The following is an 18,889-nucleotide window of genomic DNA, read 5'->3' on the forward strand; positions in this document are numbered from 1 at the left end:
AATGCTTTTTTATTTATTTAAATTGATCTAAATTTTACAATTCTTTACGAAGCCTCGCTACAGGAATATTCAACTGTTCACGGTATTTAGCAATCGTTCTTCGGGCAATATTGTAACCCTGTTCTTTCAAAATCACTACCAAAGCGTCATCTGTTAAAGGTTTTCGCTTATTTTCTTTGCTGATGACTTCCATAAGATGCATTTTGATTTCTTTCGTCGAAACCTCTTCGCCATCGTCATTCGTCAGACTATCAGAGAACAGATCTTTCAGATATAAAATTCCGTTGGCGGTATCGGCGTATTTACTTTTTACCACCCTTGAAATCGTTGAAATATCAAAACCGGTAATATCTGCAATATCTTTCAGAATCATCGGACGAAGTGATTTTTCATCACCTGTAATAAAATACTGCTTCTGGAATTTTACAATCGCATTAATGGTTTGCAAAAGCGTATTCTGGCGCTGATTAATTGCGTCGATGTACCATTTGGCAGCATCGAGTTTCTGCTTAATGAAAAGTGCAGCCTGCTTATGCTCCACCGATTTTTTATCGTGAGAATAGGTCGAAAGAATATCTTTATACTCCTCAGAAACGCGCAAAGTCGGTGCATTCTTGCTGTTCAGCATCGGGATTACTTCGCCGTCTTTCACTGTGATAACAAAATCCGGAATGATTTCCTGATTGATCGTAATCGTCTGCGTATCGAAATTTCCGCCAACTTTTGGAGAAAGCTTTGAGATTTCTTCCAAAGCATCTTTCAGATCTTCCTCTTCAATATCGTATTTCTGAATAATTTTGTTGTAATGCTTATTTGTAAGCGCATCAAACTGATAACGCAGAATATTTGCAGCAAGTGAAACTGCTTTATCTGAACTTACCTTTTTTTCGATCTGAAGCAAAAGACATTCCTGCAAACCTCTTGCGCCAACGCCAGGCGGATCCAGCTTCTGAACATAATTTTCAAGAATATCCTCAATTTTTTCTTTTGTAGTGTATACTCCCAATGAGAATGCCAGATCATCCACAATAGATTTTACATCTCTCCGCAGATATCCATCCGTATCAAGATTACCGATGATGTATTCTGCGATTTTCAGATCTTCTTCGTTGATGCTGCTCAGGTTGATCTGTTCTCTCAGATAATCATAAAGCGACTGACCCTCTGTAAGAAGGCTTTCATTATCAAACTCTTCGTCGTCTGCACTGTAGTTGCTGGATGAAGTTTTATAGCTTGGCTCGTCGTCGTATAAGTAATCGTTTACATCAAAATCTGTATCAATGGTTTCGGTACCTTCAGCCTCATAGGTTTCCTCTAAAGCGGTAGTAGTGTATTCTTCTTCAGGCGTTTCCTCTTTGGCGATTTCCAGAGCCGGGTTTTCTTCTAATTCTCTTTCCAACTCTTCTTCAAATTCCAGCGTGTGCAGCTGTATCAGCTTCATCAACTGTATCTGCTGCGGCGCCAATTTTTGTCCGAGTCTGAGTTGTAAATTTTGTTTTAACATATAAAGTGCTGTGTTTGGCTAATGGTAAGGTACGAATTTAATACTTTTTTTTTACAATATCGATAAGTAGCACGATTTTTGATGAGATCGAGACAATAATGTTAGTTAGTTATTAAATATAAGGTCAGTCTGGAATTTTTTCAGGCTGATTTTTATTTCTAAGGTATGCAAATTCCTTCATACTTTAGTAAAAAATAAAAATGGTCAGACTTTGCATTATTTACCTTTTACCGTTCCTGATAATTTATGTATCATTTGCAAAACTCTCAGAAAGATTCGGGCAGACAAAATCTGCATTTTGGAAAATATTTTTCGCGATGCTCATTTTCTTTGGTACTCAGTTTTTGGTTTCCAACATGACGGTTTTTTTGGTTCTCAGCTCTGATGATATCAACATTAAAAACAGCTTAGTTTTACACATCTTTTCAGCGCAAATTATTTTCTCTTTAACTGCTGCTGCAGCTTGCCATGCTTATTATAAATTTTTAAAAGGAAAATTCATGAAAGAAGATCTTCTCAGGAAAGATTCTATCAACGAAATCGGGCAATAAAAAATGCGCTGAGAAAATTCAGCGCATTTGTATTTTATTTTTAAAACTCCGCATTTTTCGGCGTTCGTGGGAAAGGAATCACATCGCGGATGTTCGTCATTCCGGTTACAAAAAGTACCAGTCTTTCCAAACCAAGCCCGAAACCTGCATGCGGCACCGAACCGAATTTCCGTGTATCAAGATACCACCAGAGTTCGTGCGGATCTACACCGAAATCTTTCATTTTTTCCAAAAGCACATCGTGTCTTGCTTCTCTTTCCGAGCCGCCGATGATCTCGCCAATTCCCGGGAAAAGTACATCCATCGCCGCAACGGTTTTATTATCATCATTCAGCTTCATATAAAAAGCCTTGATTTCTTTAGGATAATCAAACAATACTACAGGACATTCAAAATGCTTTTCAACCAAAAATCTTTCGTGCTCAGATTGAAGATCTGCACCCCACTCTTCGATTGGATAAGCGAACTTTCCTTTTTTATTTTCTTTTGAATTTAATAAAATCTCAATTGCTTCTGTATAAGAAACTCTTTTGAAACGTTTAGCAATAACATTTTCAAGCTTTTCGATCAAACCTTCTTTGGCTCTTTCTTTTTCCGGTTTCGATTTCTGCTCTTCCGCAAAACGTTTATCTAAGAAATCCAAATCACCCTTGCAGTGATCTAAAACATACTGAATAACATATTTAAGGAAATCTTCTGCCAGATCAATATTGTCTTCCAGATTATTAAAAGCCACTTCCGGCTCGATCATCCAGAATTCTGCCAAATGTCGCGTCGTATTCGAATTTTCTGCTCTGAAAGTCGGTCCGAAAGTATAAATTCTTCCCAATCCCATCGCCGCAGTTTCGCCTTCCAGCTGACCGGAAACCGTCAGATTAGTCTTCTTTCCGAAGAAATCCTGGGCAAAATCGATCTCGCCCTGCTCATCTCTTGGGATATTGTTTAAGTCAAAATTAGTCACACCAAACATTTCGCCAGCGCCTTCAGCATCGGCTCCGGTGACGATCGGCGTGTTGATGTAGAAAAACTGATTCTGATTAAAAAATGAATGAATCGCAAAACTCACTGCGTGACGCACCCTGAAAACTGCTCCGAAAAGATTGGTTCTGAATCTCAGATGCGCCTGATCTCTTAAAACTTCCAGCGAGTGTTTTTTTGGTTGAAGAATCGTCTTGTCACGGTCTTCGGTAAAATTATCACCCAAAACGATGATTTTTTTCGCAACGATTTCCACAGTTTGCCCGGCACCCTGACTTTCCACGACTTCGCCGGTAATTTTCAATGAAGAAGCGGTACTGATCTTAGCGATGATTTCTTCATCAAAATTCTCAAAATCAACGACAACCTGCAGATTATTAATGGTAGATCCATCATTCAGGGCGATAAAACGGTTTGAGCGGAATGCGCGTACCCAGCCGTAAACCGTGATGTCGTGATGTAAGATTTTTTTATAATTCTGTAAAACGTCTTTTACCGTCTGCTTTTTCATGTGTTGATTGCTAATTTCTATGTGAAAATTAATGTCTGCAAAGTTACAAAAATCAGGGTAATAAAGATTTACTGAATTGCCGTAAATAATCTTGATTTATATAAAAGCGCATGAAATTTTAATTAATCAAAACTGATTTTTTGATTTTTTTGCCTTTTCTGATTTTTAAAGCATGATAAAAACTCGGAACATCATACTGCCATTTCGGAAGAATTAAAATGATCAGCATAACATCGAGGTGAGAAATTATACCTAAAACAATCGCGAGATCAAACGCCCAACCCACTTTCTGAAAACCAATCAAATACGTAAAGGCCAACAGCAAACTGATTCCCCACAATTTTGAAAGCCACGCATGTGTGCAGGTTTCTTTTTTAAATTTTATCCAGCTGATCAGGTAACAGAGTGCTTCGAGGAAAAAAACCAGTGCGATGCTGAACCATTCATTTTTTATTAAAACAGAATTTAGAAAATACGCTGCAAAACCAAGTGAAAGCCAGAAAGCCAAATCTACCTGACTGTCGAGTCTTCGTAGTTTTTCGGTTGAAACATTGAGTTTTCTAGCGATAATTCCGTCGAAAATATCGGTGAATAATCCGATGTACATTAATGTTAAAATGATAAAGCGTGATTCTGAACCTTTAAAATAAGCGAGAGACAGAATGACAGGCGCAAGCAGAAAACGGGTGGTTATTAAGATGTACGGTATTGTCTTCATGATTCTTGATTTTAGATTGATTAATCTGATATAATATTATTTTCCAATTATTCGGCTCTTCTAAATTCCGCACTTCTGCTTGTTGTTGACCATCCCATAGGAATAAAGAACAGACCACCAGAACGATGTTCGTAGATCAGAACATTTAAGTTTCCACTTTTATCTATATTTAACTTCAATTTGGTAATATCTAACGCTCCGGCAAGATATGGGACCAACAGAGCTTTAGTATTTTGATTTTTTAAAATCAGAATGTTTTTCTTCTGTTTGAATTTATAAGTTTTTTTATGCAAAATTTTATCGAACTCGTCTATTGTGGAAATGGCTACATGCCATCTATCGACCATCTCAAGTTTTATTTTGTATTTATCAATGGGCTTTCCCTGCAAAGTATCTCTGATAAGCTTTCTGTTTAGCAATGAAACTAAGTTGTATCTTAAACTACCATTTAAACATTTCGCTTCGAATATTCCATTAATATTCAAAACTTCATTCTTTGCTTTCCGGGGCATAGTGCATGAATAAAAGTTTAAGAGTAAGCTCAAACCGAACAAGAAACTTATGAACTTATTGCCTCTTTTTAAACCATCAAAATCAGTAGATTTTTCCTTTGCCGTAACCTCAAAATTTTCAGTTTTCATATCATTCATTTTTAAATTATACATCAAAGCTAATTTTGAAAGTCAACTTTCTGAATGCGAAAAAAAATTAAAATAAAATGATACATTTGTGAAAATCGCAAAAACGTGAATCAGGAAGTTCTTCTCAGACAAATCCGTAAAAAAATCGGCGACAAATCGCTGAATGACGAGATTGCCAATATTCTCAACATCAGCTACGACGCAGCTCACAGACGAACGTCGATGAAAGCTAAATTCAGTTTTGAGGAAGCAATTGAGCTTGCGAAATATTATCAAATTTCATTAGATCAGTTTTTGGGAACTGAAAATCAGCTGGTCGTGAAGCGCACAAAACCTGTAAAAACGAAGGAAGATTTACTGCATTTCTTTGAAAGCTCGCTGCAGATTCTTCATGTTTTTCAGAATGAAAAACAGTCGAAAGTATATTATTCGGCGAAAGATATTCCGTTTTTTTATACGATTTCTGACACCAAACTGTCGAGATTCAAGTTTTATGTTTGGATGAATCTTCTGAATGAAGATAAATATCTCTGCTCTTTCGAAGATTTTGATCTTCCGTATCATTCGCTGAGAAACGAAAAACTGAAAGATCTGTATGAAAGTCAGGATGTGACCGAAGTCTGGAACGACACGACGGTCATGAGCATTCTGATGCAGATTTCTTTTTATTCTGAAATGGGGCTTTTGAAATACTCTGATATTGTGGAAATTCTGGGTGAAGTACGAACAGTGATTCAGCATATCGAATACAAAATTCAGCACAACCCGGATTTTCATTTTTACGTCAACGATCTGGTGATTTTAAGCAATAATATTCTCTTTAAAAACGAGTATCAGTCGTCATTTTTCATTCCTTTTAATATGTTTGGATACATGATGACCAGTGACGAAAAAACATGCAGCGATACTTTGATTTATTTTGAACATGAAATAAAAAATTCGAAATCGCTCAATTCATCCGGAAACCGGGAGCGGAAAATGTTTTTCAATAAAATATACCGCCAGATTGATGATTTGCATGAAAAACTAAAACCTTAAAGTAATTGTATTTTAATCGGGAGAAATAAATTTTGCAGCGATGTTTTTTGTAGATTTGACTTGTTACAAAATACAGTATATGAATATCACTTTAAAACAGGCGCAGAAAGCCATTGAAGCTGCCATCGTAAAATCGAACGAGCTGGGCGTAAAAATGAATATTGCCGTTGTAGACAGCGGAACCAATCTTGTCGCTTTCGCGAAAATGGATGATGCGTGGCTTGGTTCGATCGACATTGCACAAAAGAAAGCAAGAACTGCACGCTTTTTCAATATGAATACAGGAGAAATTGGAAAACTGTCACAGCCCGGACAACCGTTATACAACATCGAGCATTCGAATAACGGCTTGATTTCTTTTCCCGGCGGTGTTTTAATTAAAGATCACGAAGGCAACATCATCGGTGCGATCGGTGTGAGCGGAAGTTCTGTGGAAGACGATCACGAAGTGGCGAGCGCAGGTTCTTTAGCCATTTTTTAGGGTAATATGCAAGCAAAATAAAAGTCGGCATTTTTACGTGCCGACTTTTTTATTTTTTATCTATTCATCTTTTTTAGACGTCACCAGAAAAACATCGATGAGCCCTTCTGGCAGCTGCATTTTGATGAATCGTTCTTCACGGTCAACTTCGAGAATCCAGTCTTTTATTAACGGAATCACTACTTCTTTTCCATCGAGATTTGTCACAAAATAATTCTGGGCAGTCTGGTCATTTACCGAGCGAATCACGCCACAGTTATTGTCATCCTGATCAAAAATCTCAAATCCGATGATCTCATGATAGTAAAACTGCTTCCCCGAAAGTTTAGGAAGTGATGATAAAGGCAGATAAACATTTTTGCCTAAAGACTGATCTACAAGTGCTTCAGACGAGTTTTTGAAAGCAATATTCAGCGCATCCTGTTTGCTGAACGCTGTTTTTTCAACAAAGAAAGGCACCAACAAACCATTGATTTCTACAAAAATAGAATCCAGATTTTTATATTGCGAAGGCTGATCGGTATCGAGTTTCAAAATCACGTTTCCAGCAAGGCCGTGTCTGCGGGTAATTTTCCCTAAAAAATAGCAGTCTTCTTTTTTCATATGGTCATGGGAGCGTTTATCGTAATATTATACAGTCTAAAATAGCAAAATAAAATTTTTGGCGCAACAAAAACTTTGGTTTTTAAAAACAGCAAAGACACGAAAAAATCGTGTCTTTACCAGATATTCTTGAGGAGAATTAAGCCTGAGTTTCTTCAGTACCTTCTTCTGTAGTCTCAGCAGCAGTTTCTTTAGCAACTGGTGCGTTAGCCGCATCTTCAGCAGCCTGAGCGTCAGCTTTCGCCTGAGCAGCAGCAGAGATTCTTGCTTCGTTTACTTTAGTTTCAGCATCGAATGCTGCTTTCTTAGCATCAGATTTAGCAGTTGCTAAGTTTTCTTTTTTGCCTTCAACTTTAGAATCTTTAGACTCTAACCAAGAAGCAAATCTTTTTTCAGCTTCAGCTTCATCAAAAGCTCCTTTAGCAACACCACCTTGCAAGTGTTTTTTGTAAAGAGCACCTTTATAAGAAAGGATAGCTCTGGCGGTATCAGTTGGCTGAGCACCGTTGTTTAGCCACTTTACAGCAGAATCTACATTTAAATCGATCGTTGCAGGATTAGTGATTGGGTTATACGTTCCCAATTTCTCGATAAATTTACCATCTCTTCTTGATCTTGAATCGGCAACTACGATGTGGAAAAAAGGTTTTCCTTTTGAACCGTGTCTCTGTAATCTGATTTTTACTGACATAATGTTTGAATGTTTAGGGAACTCGTCCCGGTTAAATATTTAAGTGTGCAAAGATAGGAAAAAAGTTTAAAGAAAAAACTTTCTGGTTAATAGTCGACATTAACTTTAAAATAATTTCTAAATCTCCTAATCAAAAAGTTGTAATCCTTAAATTTTCAATCTTTCAATCTTTCAATCTTTCAATCTAATTTTCCCATATAGAAAAGCCCCAGACACTGCTGGTTTTCTTCAATCGTAAGTGATTCCTTCAGGTTATTTACTATTTTAGGCGAACTCCAGTAGCAGCCGATTTCATTTGCCGTACAGGTGAGATACATATTCTGAACTGCCATCGAGACGGCGGCAATTTCTTCCCATTCCGGAACCATTCCACTGAAATTGACTACAATCGAAATGACAGCATCCGCTTTATTAATCTTAAAACCAATATCATTATATTTTTTCTCCAGAAACTGCTGTTCGGATTGCATAGACTTGTAAATCTCCTGCATCTCCGAAGCCAATTTTTCTTTTTCTGTGCCCTGAAACAGCTTAAATCGCCACGGTTTTGTTCTCTTATGGTTCGGAGCAAAAGTCCCCGAATTCAGAACCGATTCAATGATATCTTCCGGAATCTTTTCTCCTGTATAATCTTTCGGAAAAATACTTTTCCTTTTTTCTATAATGTCTTTTAAAATTTCTGCTTGGTTCATATTTTTGTTGATGATGAATTATAAATGATAGATAATATTTTAAAATCTTTAATCAAGACTAAAGCACTTCCACCACTTTCTGATAAATTTTATTGAGCGTAAAATCATCGCCGGGCGACATGCCCATCATTTTTTTTGCCATCGGACTTTCAGGGGAAATCGCATAAAAACGATCCCCTTCGAAGAAAAATTCTCCCAGAGAAACACTGATGTAAAAACGCGCCTTATTGGTGATAACCAGCGATCCCAGCTGCACTCTTTTTGTGGCTGCGGGGAGCACTTTCAGCATATTTCTTTTTAAGTCGTTAAGTGCTGCGAGCTGTTTCTGCATCTGATAAATTTCTTCCTGCATTTCCTCGCGCATGCTATCGTATTTCGGGGTCTTTTTTATATCTCTGCTTGCTTCCAGCGTGAATTCTATGAAGTTTTTAAGTTTTTCTATTTTGCCTGCGATCACGGTTTTTACGTAATTCCGGATGCGATCTTTCTCAAATACAATCTTCTCCATTGATCGGTTCTTTAGATAAAGATATGATTTTTTTCCAAAAAAAAGTTCTGCGTGTGGCAGAACTTGGGACTTTACTTCTCAGCGATATTTTTCAGATTCTGAAGACCTTTCTCAAACATTTTTTTCATATTCATATCCATAAAAGGCTTCATAGGCTTCATTAACGGTTCCATTTCAAAATCCATCGCCCAGGTCATTTTTGTTTTTCCGTTTTCCGGTGTGAGTGAGAATCTGCTTTTAGCGTTGCTTTCAAAAGGTTTAATGAAATGAAGATCGGTTTCCATTAGCTGATTCGGCACAAGTTTGCTCACCGTCTGTGTTCCCTCGCCAGATTCTTTTCCTGTCCAGTGATAAGAATCGCCGATTTCACCGCTGTTTCCGCTGTACTCTATTTTCATTTCTCTGTCTTCTTTCGAAAACGGATCCCAGGCATTATAAGCGCGCAGCGAGTTGCTGTGTTGCCATACTTTTTCGACGGGCGCGTCGATCACTACTGATTTTTCGTAGTGATACGCTTTATCGAAAGCGAGAATCGCGATGCCACAATACAGCAGAACGAGCAAGAGAATTACTCCCAGAAATTTCAGGATTTTTTTCATGGTTATTGGTTTAAAGTTTCTGATTTAAAGTTAAAAAAAATCAAGTGATCTTCATTCATAAAAATTACAATAGCGTTTTTTGGGAAAATTTAATGCTAAAACTTTTAATCCGTTTTACAATTCGCTAAATTTACCTTTACAAAAACATTTCAATGAATATTTTAACAGAAAAATTCAATACACCATATCACGCGGCACCTTTCGATAAAATCAAAAACGAAGATTTTTTGCCCGCTTTTACATCATTAATAGAGCAGTCTGAAAAGGAAATCGATGACATCACTCAAAATTCTGATGCAGCCACTTTTGAAAATACAATTGAAGCGCTGGCTTTTTCCGGTGAACAGCTAGACAGAGTTTCCAATATATTCTTTAATTTAAATTCAGCAGAAACCAGTGACGAACTGCAGCAGATCGCGCAGGAAGTTTCTCCGATCTTAACGGAATATTCATCTAAAATTTCGCAAAACGAAACCCTTTTTAAAAGAATCAAAAAGGTTTTTGAAGAAAAGAATGAATACAACCTCAACGAAGAACAACAAATGCTTTTAAATGAAACCTACAAAGGTTTTGTAAGAAGCGGCGCACTTTTGAATGATGCCGAAAAAGAAAAACTGAGAAATATCAATAAAGATTTAAGCTTAAAATCGCTGCAGTTTGGGCAAAATGTGCTGGCATCGACCAATAATTATTTTAAACATATCACCAATAAAGAAGATTTGTCAGGAATTCCGGACGCAATTCTGGAGCAATACGCAGAAGAAGCTAAGGAAAGAAATCTGGAAGGATGGGTCGTAACATTGCAGTATCCAAGCTATATTCCGTTTATGACTTACGCTGAAAACCGTGATTTGAGAAAAGAACTGGCGCTGGCAAACGGTAAAAAATCGTTCGGTGGCGGCGAGCACGACAATCAGAATCTGATCAAAGAAATCGTTGATCTGAAACAGAAGAAAGCAGAACTTTTAGGGTATAAAAATTATGCAGATTATGTTTTGGAAGAACGCATGGCAAAGTCTCCGGATAAAGTATTTGATTTCCTAAATGAACTACTCACGAAAGCAAAACCGTACGCCGAAAAAGAAATTGAAGAATTAAAATCTTTAGCAAAAGCTGACGGAACAGAGGATCTACAGTCGTACGATCATGCTTTTTATGCTGAAAAACTCCGCAAAGCGAAATATGATCTGAACGATGAAGAACTGAAACCTTATTTCCCTTTAGAGCAGGTTCAGAAAGCCGTTTTCGGATTGGCAAACCAACTTTTCGGACTTAGTTTTAAAGAAAATAATGAGCTGCCGAAATATCACGAAGAAGTAAAAGTATATGAAGTTTTTGAGAACGAAGTGCCGGGATCAGCGAATCAGGAGCCAACCACCGACAACATAAAGCCAACAAACGATTTTAAAGCTTTGCTCTACGTAGATTATTTTCCGCGAAAAGGCAAAAGAGCCGGCGCGTGGATGACGAGTTATAAAAATCAGTACAAAAAAGACGGTGAAAATTCTCGGCCGCACATCTCGATCGTCTGCAACTTCAGCAAGCCAACGAAAGATGCCCCGAGTTTGCTGACGTTTCAGGAAGTGACAACGCTTTTTCACGAGTTTGGTCATGCACTGCACGGAATGATGGCCGATACGCAATATCCAAATTTATCAGGAACGTCTGTGAAATGGGATTTTGTGGAACTGCCTTCGCAGTTTCTGGAAAATTTCTGCTACGAACCTGAATTCCTGAAGACTTTTGCCCGACATTACAAAACCGGTGAAGTTTTGCCCGACGAGAAAATCGAGAAAATTGCTCAGTCTAAAAACTTTATGGAAGGTTACCAGACGATGCGCCAGATCGGATTCGGACTTTTGGATATGAATTACCATTCGAAAACCGGCGATCTTCAGAATGTGAGCGTAAAAGAGTTTGAAGACACGTACACCAAAGAAACGCAGCTCTACCCTGCCAACCCGGAAATCGCAATGAGTCCGAGCTTTTCGCATATTTTCCAGGGCGGATATTCGGCGGGATATTATTCTTACAAATGGGCCGAAGTTTTGGATGCCGATGCTTTCCAGTACTTTAAAGAAACCGGAATCTTCAACCCGGAAACCGCGGCGAAATTCAAGGTTTTGCTTTCTTCCGGTGGCACCAAAGATCCGATGGAACTGTATAAAAACTTCCGGGGCAGCGAGCCAAAAGTGGAGAGTCTGCTGAAAAGAGCGTTTGGGTAATAGAATTAATTTAAAGTCCTCTAAACTCTCCTGTTTGGAGGACTTTAAATTTTTTTTGCTGTTTTTATTCTAAAAGAATAACATTAATCTGCAATTGAACAGTTCGTAGAATAATGAAAGATAAAAAATATGGGACTTAATATTCAATAGAAGCATTTGTCTGAAAAGCGAAATGCTTTTAACTGATGTAGTAGATTGCATGAGGTTACTTTATAAAAAGCACAGATCATAAATCCGTGCTTCCTATAATACCTTACTTAATAATCTCGCCCTTATAATATTTTTCCAGAAAGAATCCAAGATCAGCTCGGTAGCCGATGCCTGAAGCCTCAAATTTCCAGCTGCCGTTTTTCCTGTACAGCCTGCCGAATTCGATGCCGGTTTCGATGGAGAAATCTTCATCGAGTTCGTACTTGGCAATTTCCTGATTGGTATTCTGATCGACAATCCGGATATATGAATTTCTTACCTGCCCGAAATTCTGGCGGCGGCGCTCATAGTCTTCAATAGTCACCACGAACAGAATTTCTTCCACTCGCTGATCCACTTTCTCAAGATCGATCATAATGGCTTCGTCATCGTCACCATCGCTGTTTTTTCCGCTTGGGTCGTCGCCGGTATGCGTGAGGGCACCGTCAGGAGACTTGAGGTTGTTGTAGAAAACAAAGTATTCTTCACTCACGAGTTTGCGCTGCGCATCAATCATTATGGCAGACGCATCGAGATCAAAATCATAGCCTGTTCCCTCATTCGGATCCCAGCCGAGACCGATGGTGAGTTTGGTGAGTCCGATATCTATCCGCTGTCCTTTCTGTAAATTGATCGCCATAGGTTTTATACTTTCTGTCTAAGATAGCGCCGATTCTTCGGTTTTCCAAATATTTAAACCAAAAAAAATCCGGTCTTCGAAAAACAAACCGGATCTTAATGATGTATTTTAATTGGCTTAAACTTTCTCTGCTACACCATTTTACTTTTCGCTTTCGCCAAGACCGGAATGGAAATTAATCCCGTAACGAGTGTTAAGAAAAACTGCAGCGGAAGTGAAATGAAAGAATAAGTAAGTCCCATTTCGGCACCGAATTCGGCTGATTTTCCTGCGCCGATAAACAAGGCCATAAAACCATATTTCATCGCGAGATTAAAAGCCCCAAGTCCGCCACTTGCCGGGACAATCATCGCAAGCGTTCCAACCGTGATGATGAAAAATCCGTCTGCAAAAGTAAAATCAGACGTTTCAGGAAGTGCAAAGCAAACGAGATACGCGGCAAAAAAATAGGAAATCCAGATGCCCAGCGTGTAAAGGATGAACCTGACTTTCTGTTTTAATTTAAAAATGGAAGTCAAACCCTGAAAAATTCCGCGGGCAAAACTGATAAATTTTTCTTTTTTTAATCTGTAAAGAGCGACTAAACCTGCGATGATAAGAACGAAAATAAATATCTTAAGATAGAAATAGAAAGCATTTAGGTCTGAAATTCCGGTCTGAAGAATAAATTTTTCGAAAGAATTGGGCTTAGAAACGTGTGCGGTTTTCTTTGTCTCAGTCACGAAATGGTAAAAAGCCAAAATCGCTTCATATTTAAAGATCAAAGTAAGCAGAAGAAATCCCATCATACAGATCAGATCCACTACCCTTTCCAGAATAATCGTTCCGAAAGATTTGTCGACAGGCACTTTTTCTACGCCGTAAAGCGCCGTCGCGCGGGCTACTTCGCCGCTCCGTGGAATGGTGAGATTCATGAGATAACCGAAAGAAATCGTCCAGAATGCGTTGGCGTCAGAAATTTTGTGACCCATGGGTTCCAGGAGAAGATTCCACCGCACGGCACGAAGCCAGTACGCTAAAAGTCCGAAAACCCCGGCGAACGCTACCCAAAGATAATTGGCTTTTGCCAAAGATTTTTTCACGATAGAAAAATCGAAGCCACGGAGAGCAATCCACAGAAAAAAGCCCGCAAAAGCGAGCGACACGACGAGCGTGATGATTGATTTTAAATGGTTTTTAGACGTTCCCTCCATATATTAAGTCAGAAGATTGGTCTTTTCATCCGGAAAAACAATTTTTGGCTGAAAATCTTTAGCTTCCTCGGGCGTCATCTGCGCATACGCGATGACGATAATAATATCGTCGCGCTGTACTTTTCTTGCGGCAGGACCGTTCAGACACACTTCACCGGACTTTCTTTTTCCTTTTATAATATAGGTATCGAAACGCTCACCGTTATTCACGTTTACGATATAAACACGCTCGCCCACGACCAATCCGGCTGCATCAATAAGATCTTCATCAATAGTAATACTGCCGATATAATTAAGATCCGAGGCAGTAACCCGCACTCTGTGTATTTTAGATTTGAAAACTTCTATTAACATGCTGCAAATTTACTATTTAAATTTTAGAAACTTTAAAAAACACAGGTTTGAAGTATACCACAGCCACCTGACTTTAATCAGAAATATCCATTCATAATACACTGACCGATATTAAAAAAGCAAAAATTCTAAGGGAAAATAGCTGAAATGATTAAATTAAGAAATATGCAATTTGAAATTCGACATTTTCAAATTTTATAAATCGTTTGTTAGCCGAGCATTGGCATGATTTTAGATCGCAGGATGATAGATTTCAGGCAGGTTGAAAGATTATGAATTTTAAAACGTTTGTAACCTTTCATTAATATTATAATTACTTTTTCGTAAAAAATCTGCAAAAATCGAAAATAGTTTTATATTTGTTACTTAAATCAACTCAACTTAATACTAAAATTATGAACAAATCTGAATTAATTGAAGCTATGGCAAAAGATGCCGGCATTACAAAGGTAGCGGCAAAGTCTGCATTAGAATCTTTCATGATGCACGTTACAGAAACCCTTAAGAAGAAAGAAGGAAAAATTTCGTTAGTCGGTTTCGGTACATTTTCTGTATCTGAAAGAGCTGCAAGACAGGGAATCAATCCTGCAACGAAGGAGCCGATCAAAATTGCTGCTAAAACGGTAGCTAAATTCAAAGCGGGAGCAGAACTTGCTGATGCGGTAAACACGACTGCGAAGAAGAAGAAGAAATAATTTAAATATATTTTATATATAAAGCCATCTTTCTGAAAGGTGGCTTTTTTATTATCTCTCGATAACAGATGACGCATAATTTTTGATTTAAGTATTTATAAACTACATATTTGTTGTAAAAATTTTAGTGAAGTATTGTCTATATAAAAAATATTGCGTTATTTTGCAACCTCAAATATTATACAAATAAGAACATCGAGATATGTCAAGAATTTGCCAGATAACAGGAAAGCGTGCAATGGTTGGTAACAACGTTTCCCACGCTAATAACAAAACGAAGCGTCGTTTTGAAATTAACTTATTGGAAAAGAAATTTTACCTTCCAGAGCAAGATAAGCACGTTACTTTGAAAGTTTCTGCTCACGGATTGAGAGTAATTAACAAGATTGGAATCGAGGAAGCGATCGAAAGAGCGACCAGAAACGGATTGATTAAAAAGAACTAAATCATGGCAAAAAAAGGAAACAGAGTTCAAGTAATTCTTGAATGTACAGAGCACAAAGAAAGCGGTATGCCGGGAATGTCTAGATACATCACGACAAAAAATAAGAAGAACACTACAGAGAGATTGGAATTGAAAAAATACAATCCTGTTCTTAAGAGATCTACCCTTCACAAAGAAATCAAGTAATTTATAAATATAATTTACCATGGCAAAGAAAGTAGTAGCAACCCTACAAAGCGGACAGTCTAAAAAAATGACTAAAGTGGTGAAAATGGTGAAGTCATCAAAATCTGATGCTTACGTTTTCGAAGAAAAAGTAATGAACGCAGACGAAGTAGATTCTTATTTGAAAAAATAATTTTCTGCACCCGTACACAATAAAGGAACTACTCATTTTTGGGTAGTTTTTTTGTTATCTTTGTTTCTGTAAGTGGGAAATCTAAAGTTGAAAGCACGACATTTTTAAATCTAAATTAATGTCAGGATTTTAAATTTATATTGTCATTAAACAGATTCCTTCATTAATAAATTCTGTAATTCATAAGATGAGTTGGTTTAAAAAAATATTTAAAAAAGAAGAAAAAGAAACGCTGGATAAAGGTCTTGAGAAATCGAGCCAGGGATTCTTCGAGAAAATGACAAAAGCCGTTGTCGGGAAAAGCAAAGTCGACGATGAAGTTTTGGATAATCTGGAAGAAATTCTTATTGCATCTGACGTGGGCGCTTCTACCACCATCAAAATCATACAAAGAATTGAAGAACGTGTTGCCCAGGACAAATACGTAAGCGTAAGTGAACTCGACACCATTCTCCGCGAAGAAATTTCCGGACTTTTATTAGAAAATCCCCATGCGCAATCCGGGAATATTGACACTTCAAAAAAACCTTATGTGATCATGGTGGTTGGTGTAAACGGCGTTGGAAAGACAACAACAATTGGAAAACTGGCACATCAGTTTAAATCTGAAGGTAAAAAAGTAGTGCTTGGCGCTGCCGATACTTTCAGAGCTGCAGCCGTTGATCAGCTGGTGATCTGGAGCGAGCGTGTAGGAGTGCCGATCGTAAAACAGGAAATGGGATCAGATCCTGCGTCTGTTGCTTTCGATACGGTTCAAAGTGCCGTGGCACAGGATGCTGATGTTGCGATTATTGATACCGCGGGTAGGCTTCACAATAAAGTTAATCTGATGAACGAGCTTTCAAAGATTAAAAGAGTAATGCAGAAAGTTATTCCGGATGCGCCACATGAAATTTTATTGGTTTTGGATGGCTCGACCGGACAGAATGCTTTCGAGCAGGCTAAACAGTTCACCGCAGCTACGGAAGTGAATGCGCTGGCAGTCACAAAATTAGACGGAACCGCGAAAGGCGGCGTTGTCATTGGTATTTCAGATCAGTTTCAAATCCCCGTTAAATATATCGGCGTCGGCGAAAAGATGCAGGACCTGCAGTTGTTTAATGGTACAGAGTTTGTAGATTCGTTCTTCAAGAAGCGGTAAGTCGCTTCAGAATCATCAAATCATTAACTATTAATTTTAAAACTATGGGAATTTTAACTTGGATTTTATTCGGACTCATTGCAGGAGCTATTGCTAAAGCTATCCATCCTGGGAATGATCCAGGAGGCTGGATTGTAACAATCATTATCGGAATTTTGGGAGCAATGCTCGGAGGCTGGTTAGGATCAATGATCTTCGGTTTAGATGTTACAGGCTTCAACATTTCAAGCTTTTTAGTTGCCGTAGGTGGTGCAGTTTTATTACTGGCGATCTACAGGATGGTAACAAAAAAATAGGTTATCAATAAAAGAAAAAAAATCCGGATTTGAAATTTTCAAATCCGGATTTTCTGTTTTAAATGCAACCGGTTTTAATTGATATTGATCTGATAAGGCATTTCCATTTTCACTTCATTGCGTAGTTTCTTGCTTGTAATCTGCTCGAAAAGTTCGTAGTTGGCTTTTCCCAGCTTACTCTTAATAACTCTCGCAGAAATATCATCTTCATTTAAATCTTCAAAAATCTGCTCAAATGCGGTCTTCCTTTTTGGATAAGAACTCACGTGATATGTTTTTAAACCAGCTTTAGAAGCAGCATATTTTACGGCATCATTCAAAGAACCAAGTTCGTCTACCAACCCAATTTCTTTCGCACGGGTTCCGCTCCAGACTCTTCCACCGCCGATATTATCGATTTGCTCGAACGTTTTTTTACGGTTTTGAGTCACGAAATAAACGAATCTCTTGTACGTGCTTTCTACACTTTTCTGCATCATCATCTGGCCGTGCGGCGTAAGACCGTTTAAAGCAGAATAATACGCTGAGTTGGCATTCGTAGCAACAATATCTGAGCGGATTCCGTTTCGGTTGGCAAGATCTTTAAAATAAGGCATCACACCAAAAACACCGATAGAACCAGTAAGTGTATTAGGCTCAGAATAAATTTTATCGGCTGCCATCGCGATATAATAACCCCCAGAAGCTGCATAATCTCCGAAAGAAACGATGAGCGGTTTAGATTTTTTAAGCTGCTGAAGTTCAAACAAAATTTCGTCTGAAGCATTTGCACTTCCGCCCGGTGAGTTGATTCTCAAAACCACGGCTTTCACTTTTTTATCTTCCTGAAGATTTTTAATGTACTTAATATATCTTTCTGAATGAATATCGCCGTATTCATCGCCACCATTGATCGAACCTGAAGCGTATAAAACCGCTACTTTTCCGCCTGAAGTATCTTCTTTTTCGCTCGCTTCAACGTATTTATTTAAAGAGATCTTATTCAGTTTATCATCATTTTTCAGCTTAAGTTTTGCGCGGATGATCTGATCGTATTCAGATTTCTGCACCAAACGGTCAGCAAGACGATACTGTAAAGTTTGGTTTGGTATAATTCCGTAGAGACTGTCAACAATCGTTTTAAACTGCGAATTTTCCATTTTTCTGGAAGCGGCAATTCTTGATGAAGTGTTGCCCCAGATGTCGTTCAGCAAAGTGCTCAGCTGCTCACGGTTTTCCGGTGATATGTCGTTTCGCAGGAAAGGCTCTACCGCAGATTTGTATTTCCCGTGACGGATTACTTCGATGCCTACACCGTATTTTTCAGCAAAATCTTTGTAAAATGTAACTTCAGTCGCTAAACCTTTCAATTCAATTCCGCCGGCAGGATTCAAATAATACTGATCTGCCACCGAGCCTAAATAGTAGGAAGCCTGAGAAACAACGTTTCCGTAAGCGTAAACAAATTTCCCGCTTTTTTTAAAATCAATAATCGCTGCACGAAGGTCATCAATCTGCGTAATGCCGGCATTTAGAAAATCTGCCTCAATGCTGATACCTTTGATTTTTTTATCATCTTTCGCCTTTCTAATCGCTTCAACAGCGTCATAAATCAAAACATGGGTGTCATTTTTTTTCACCTCGAAAATGCTGCTTTGATCTTCTGTCGGGCTGTCTATGATATTGGTTTTAAGATTAATGGTAAGTACCGAATTGTCTTTCACAGATACATTTTTCTCTCCGCTCATCGCCCCAAACATCAACATAATAACGAAAAAGAAGAAAAATACGCCCAGCAGAAGTATGATAGCTACTATATTTGCCAGAACATTTTTAAAGAAACTCTTCATAAAAACTAA

General features: G+C 38.1%; 23 protein-coding genes. 10 read left to right on the forward strand and 13 right to left on the reverse strand.

Going from position 1 to position 18,889, the window contains the following annotated elements:
* Positions 1-34 precede the first annotated feature (34 nt).
* Positions 35-1,504: an RNA polymerase factor sigma-54 gene (rpoN, locus tag ASG01_RS13250; RefSeq protein ID WP_055864508.1), complete on the reverse strand. Its 1,470-nt coding sequence runs from the start codon at positions 1,502-1,504 to the stop codon at positions 35-37.
* A 200-nt stretch (positions 1,505-1,704) separates the two neighbouring features.
* Here rpoN and ASG01_RS13255 point away from each other — a divergent pair, with 200 nt between their 5' ends.
* Entirely contained in the window at positions 1,705-2,055 is a 351-nt protein-coding gene (locus ASG01_RS13255) for a hypothetical protein (protein ID WP_055864511.1), read from the forward strand.
* A 40-nt stretch (positions 2,056-2,095) separates the two neighbouring features.
* Here the strand turns inward: ASG01_RS13255 and asnS are convergent, their stop codons facing one another.
* The 3 genes from asnS to ASG01_RS13270 all read right to left on the reverse strand — a co-directional run bounded on the left by asnS (position 2,096) and on the right by ASG01_RS13270 (position 4,903).
* Entirely contained in the window at positions 2,096-3,544 is a 1,449-nt protein-coding gene (asnS, locus tag ASG01_RS13260) for an asparagine--tRNA ligase (protein WP_055864524.1), read from the reverse strand.
* Positions 3,545-3,662: 118 nt separating this feature from the next.
* On the reverse strand, positions 3,663-4,262 hold the full coding sequence (locus tag ASG01_RS13265) for a CDP-alcohol phosphatidyltransferase family protein (protein ID WP_055864525.1): 600 nt from the start codon (positions 4,260-4,262) through the stop codon (positions 3,663-3,665).
* Between the two features lie 47 nt (positions 4,263-4,309).
* The gene (locus tag ASG01_RS13270; RefSeq protein ID WP_131725376.1) at positions 4,310-4,903 is read right to left on the reverse strand and encodes a hypothetical protein; all 594 of its coding nucleotides are present in this window, start codon (positions 4,901-4,903) and stop codon (positions 4,310-4,312) included.
* A 105-nt stretch (positions 4,904-5,008) separates the two neighbouring features.
* Between ASG01_RS13270 and ASG01_RS13275 the strand changes: the two genes are divergently transcribed.
* Both ASG01_RS13275 and ASG01_RS13280 read left to right on the forward strand, forming a co-directional pair.
* Positions 5,009-5,941 (forward strand): helix-turn-helix domain-containing protein, encoded by a 933-nt coding sequence (locus ASG01_RS13275; RefSeq protein WP_055864531.1) that lies wholly within the window; start codon positions 5,009-5,011, stop codon positions 5,939-5,941.
* A gap of 79 nt (positions 5,942-6,020) precedes the next feature.
* Positions 6,021-6,422: a GlcG/HbpS family heme-binding protein gene (locus ASG01_RS13280; protein ID WP_055864949.1), complete on the forward strand. Its 402-nt coding sequence runs from the start codon at positions 6,021-6,023 to the stop codon at positions 6,420-6,422.
* Between the two features lie 60 nt (positions 6,423-6,482).
* Here the strand turns inward: ASG01_RS13280 and rimM are convergent, their stop codons facing one another.
* From rimM to ASG01_RS13305, 5 genes are all read right to left on the reverse strand, one after another.
* Positions 6,483-7,025, reverse strand: a complete 543-nt coding sequence (gene rimM, locus ASG01_RS13285; protein ID WP_055864534.1) for a ribosome maturation factor RimM — start codon at positions 7,023-7,025, stop codon at positions 6,483-6,485.
* A gap of 139 nt (positions 7,026-7,164) precedes the next feature.
* Complete coding sequence (locus ASG01_RS13290; RefSeq protein ID WP_055864536.1) at positions 7,165-7,716, reverse strand: 30S ribosomal protein S16; 552 nt, start codon at positions 7,714-7,716, stop codon at positions 7,165-7,167.
* A gap of 179 nt (positions 7,717-7,895) precedes the next feature.
* Positions 7,896-8,408, reverse strand: coding sequence for a nitroreductase (locus tag ASG01_RS13295; RefSeq protein ID WP_055864539.1), 513 nt, complete (start codon positions 8,406-8,408; stop codon positions 7,896-7,898).
* A gap of 58 nt (positions 8,409-8,466) precedes the next feature.
* Complete coding sequence (locus tag ASG01_RS13300; RefSeq protein ID WP_055864542.1) at positions 8,467-8,916, reverse strand: hypothetical protein; 450 nt, start codon at positions 8,914-8,916, stop codon at positions 8,467-8,469.
* Positions 8,917-8,987: 71 nt separating this feature from the next.
* Entirely contained in the window at positions 8,988-9,515 is a 528-nt protein-coding gene (locus tag ASG01_RS13305; RefSeq protein WP_055864545.1) for an SRPBCC family protein, read from the reverse strand.
* Between the two features lie 152 nt (positions 9,516-9,667).
* Between ASG01_RS13305 and ASG01_RS13310 the strand changes: the two genes are divergently transcribed.
* Positions 9,668-11,740 (forward strand): M3 family metallopeptidase, encoded by a 2,073-nt coding sequence (locus ASG01_RS13310; RefSeq protein ID WP_055864548.1) that lies wholly within the window; start codon positions 9,668-9,670, stop codon positions 11,738-11,740.
* A gap of 253 nt (positions 11,741-11,993) precedes the next feature.
* Here ASG01_RS13310 and ASG01_RS13315 read toward each other — a convergent pair whose 3' ends face one another.
* From ASG01_RS13315 to panD, 3 genes are all read right to left on the reverse strand, one after another.
* Entirely contained in the window at positions 11,994-12,569 is a 576-nt protein-coding gene (locus ASG01_RS13315; protein WP_055864551.1) for a TerD family protein, read from the reverse strand.
* Positions 12,570-12,700: 131 nt separating this feature from the next.
* Positions 12,701-13,762 (reverse strand): lysylphosphatidylglycerol synthase transmembrane domain-containing protein, encoded by a 1,062-nt coding sequence (locus ASG01_RS13320; protein ID WP_055864554.1) that lies wholly within the window; start codon positions 13,760-13,762, stop codon positions 12,701-12,703.
* Positions 13,763-13,765: 3 nt separating this feature from the next.
* The gene (panD, locus tag ASG01_RS13325) at positions 13,766-14,116 is read right to left on the reverse strand and encodes an aspartate 1-decarboxylase (RefSeq protein WP_055864556.1); all 351 of its coding nucleotides are present in this window, start codon (positions 14,114-14,116) and stop codon (positions 13,766-13,768) included.
* Positions 14,117-14,511: 395 nt separating this feature from the next.
* On the opposite strand from panD, the gene ASG01_RS13330 reads away from it, so the two are divergent.
* The 6 genes from ASG01_RS13330 to ASG01_RS13350 all read left to right on the forward strand — a co-directional run bounded on the left by ASG01_RS13330 (position 14,512) and on the right by ASG01_RS13350 (position 17,051).
* Complete coding sequence (locus tag ASG01_RS13330; RefSeq protein WP_055864558.1) at positions 14,512-14,811, forward strand: HU family DNA-binding protein; 300 nt, start codon at positions 14,512-14,514, stop codon at positions 14,809-14,811.
* Positions 14,812-15,013: 202 nt separating this feature from the next.
* Positions 15,014-15,256 (forward strand): 50S ribosomal protein L28, encoded by a 243-nt coding sequence (gene rpmB, locus ASG01_RS13335; protein WP_002976757.1) that lies wholly within the window; start codon positions 15,014-15,016, stop codon positions 15,254-15,256.
* Positions 15,257-15,259: 3 nt separating this feature from the next.
* Positions 15,260-15,442, forward strand: a complete 183-nt coding sequence (gene rpmG, locus ASG01_RS13340; protein WP_055864561.1) for a 50S ribosomal protein L33 — start codon at positions 15,260-15,262, stop codon at positions 15,440-15,442.
* 19 nt (positions 15,443-15,461) lie between these two features.
* Positions 15,462-15,614 carry a DUF4295 family protein gene (locus ASG01_RS15780; RefSeq protein ID WP_082498379.1) on the forward strand — a complete coding sequence of 51 codons (153 nt, stop codon included), beginning with the start codon at positions 15,462-15,464 and terminating at the stop codon, positions 15,612-15,614.
* 187 nt (positions 15,615-15,801) lie between these two features.
* Complete coding sequence (gene ftsY / locus ASG01_RS13345; RefSeq protein WP_055864564.1) at positions 15,802-16,755, forward strand: signal recognition particle-docking protein FtsY; 954 nt, start codon at positions 15,802-15,804, stop codon at positions 16,753-16,755.
* Positions 16,756-16,799: 44 nt separating this feature from the next.
* Positions 16,800-17,051: a GlsB/YeaQ/YmgE family stress response membrane protein gene (locus ASG01_RS13350; protein ID WP_055864567.1), complete on the forward strand. Its 252-nt coding sequence runs from the start codon at positions 16,800-16,802 to the stop codon at positions 17,049-17,051.
* A gap of 74 nt (positions 17,052-17,125) precedes the next feature.
* Here the strand turns inward: ASG01_RS13350 and sppA are convergent, their stop codons facing one another.
* Entirely contained in the window at positions 17,126-18,880 is a 1,755-nt protein-coding gene (gene sppA / locus ASG01_RS13355) for a signal peptide peptidase SppA (protein ID WP_055864570.1), read from the reverse strand.
* Between the last annotated feature and the right edge of the window lie 9 nt (positions 18,881-18,889).

The sequence above is a fragment of the Chryseobacterium sp. Leaf180 genome, from assembly GCF_001424585.1.
Lineage (GTDB): Bacteria > Bacteroidota > Bacteroidia > Flavobacteriales > Weeksellaceae > Chryseobacterium.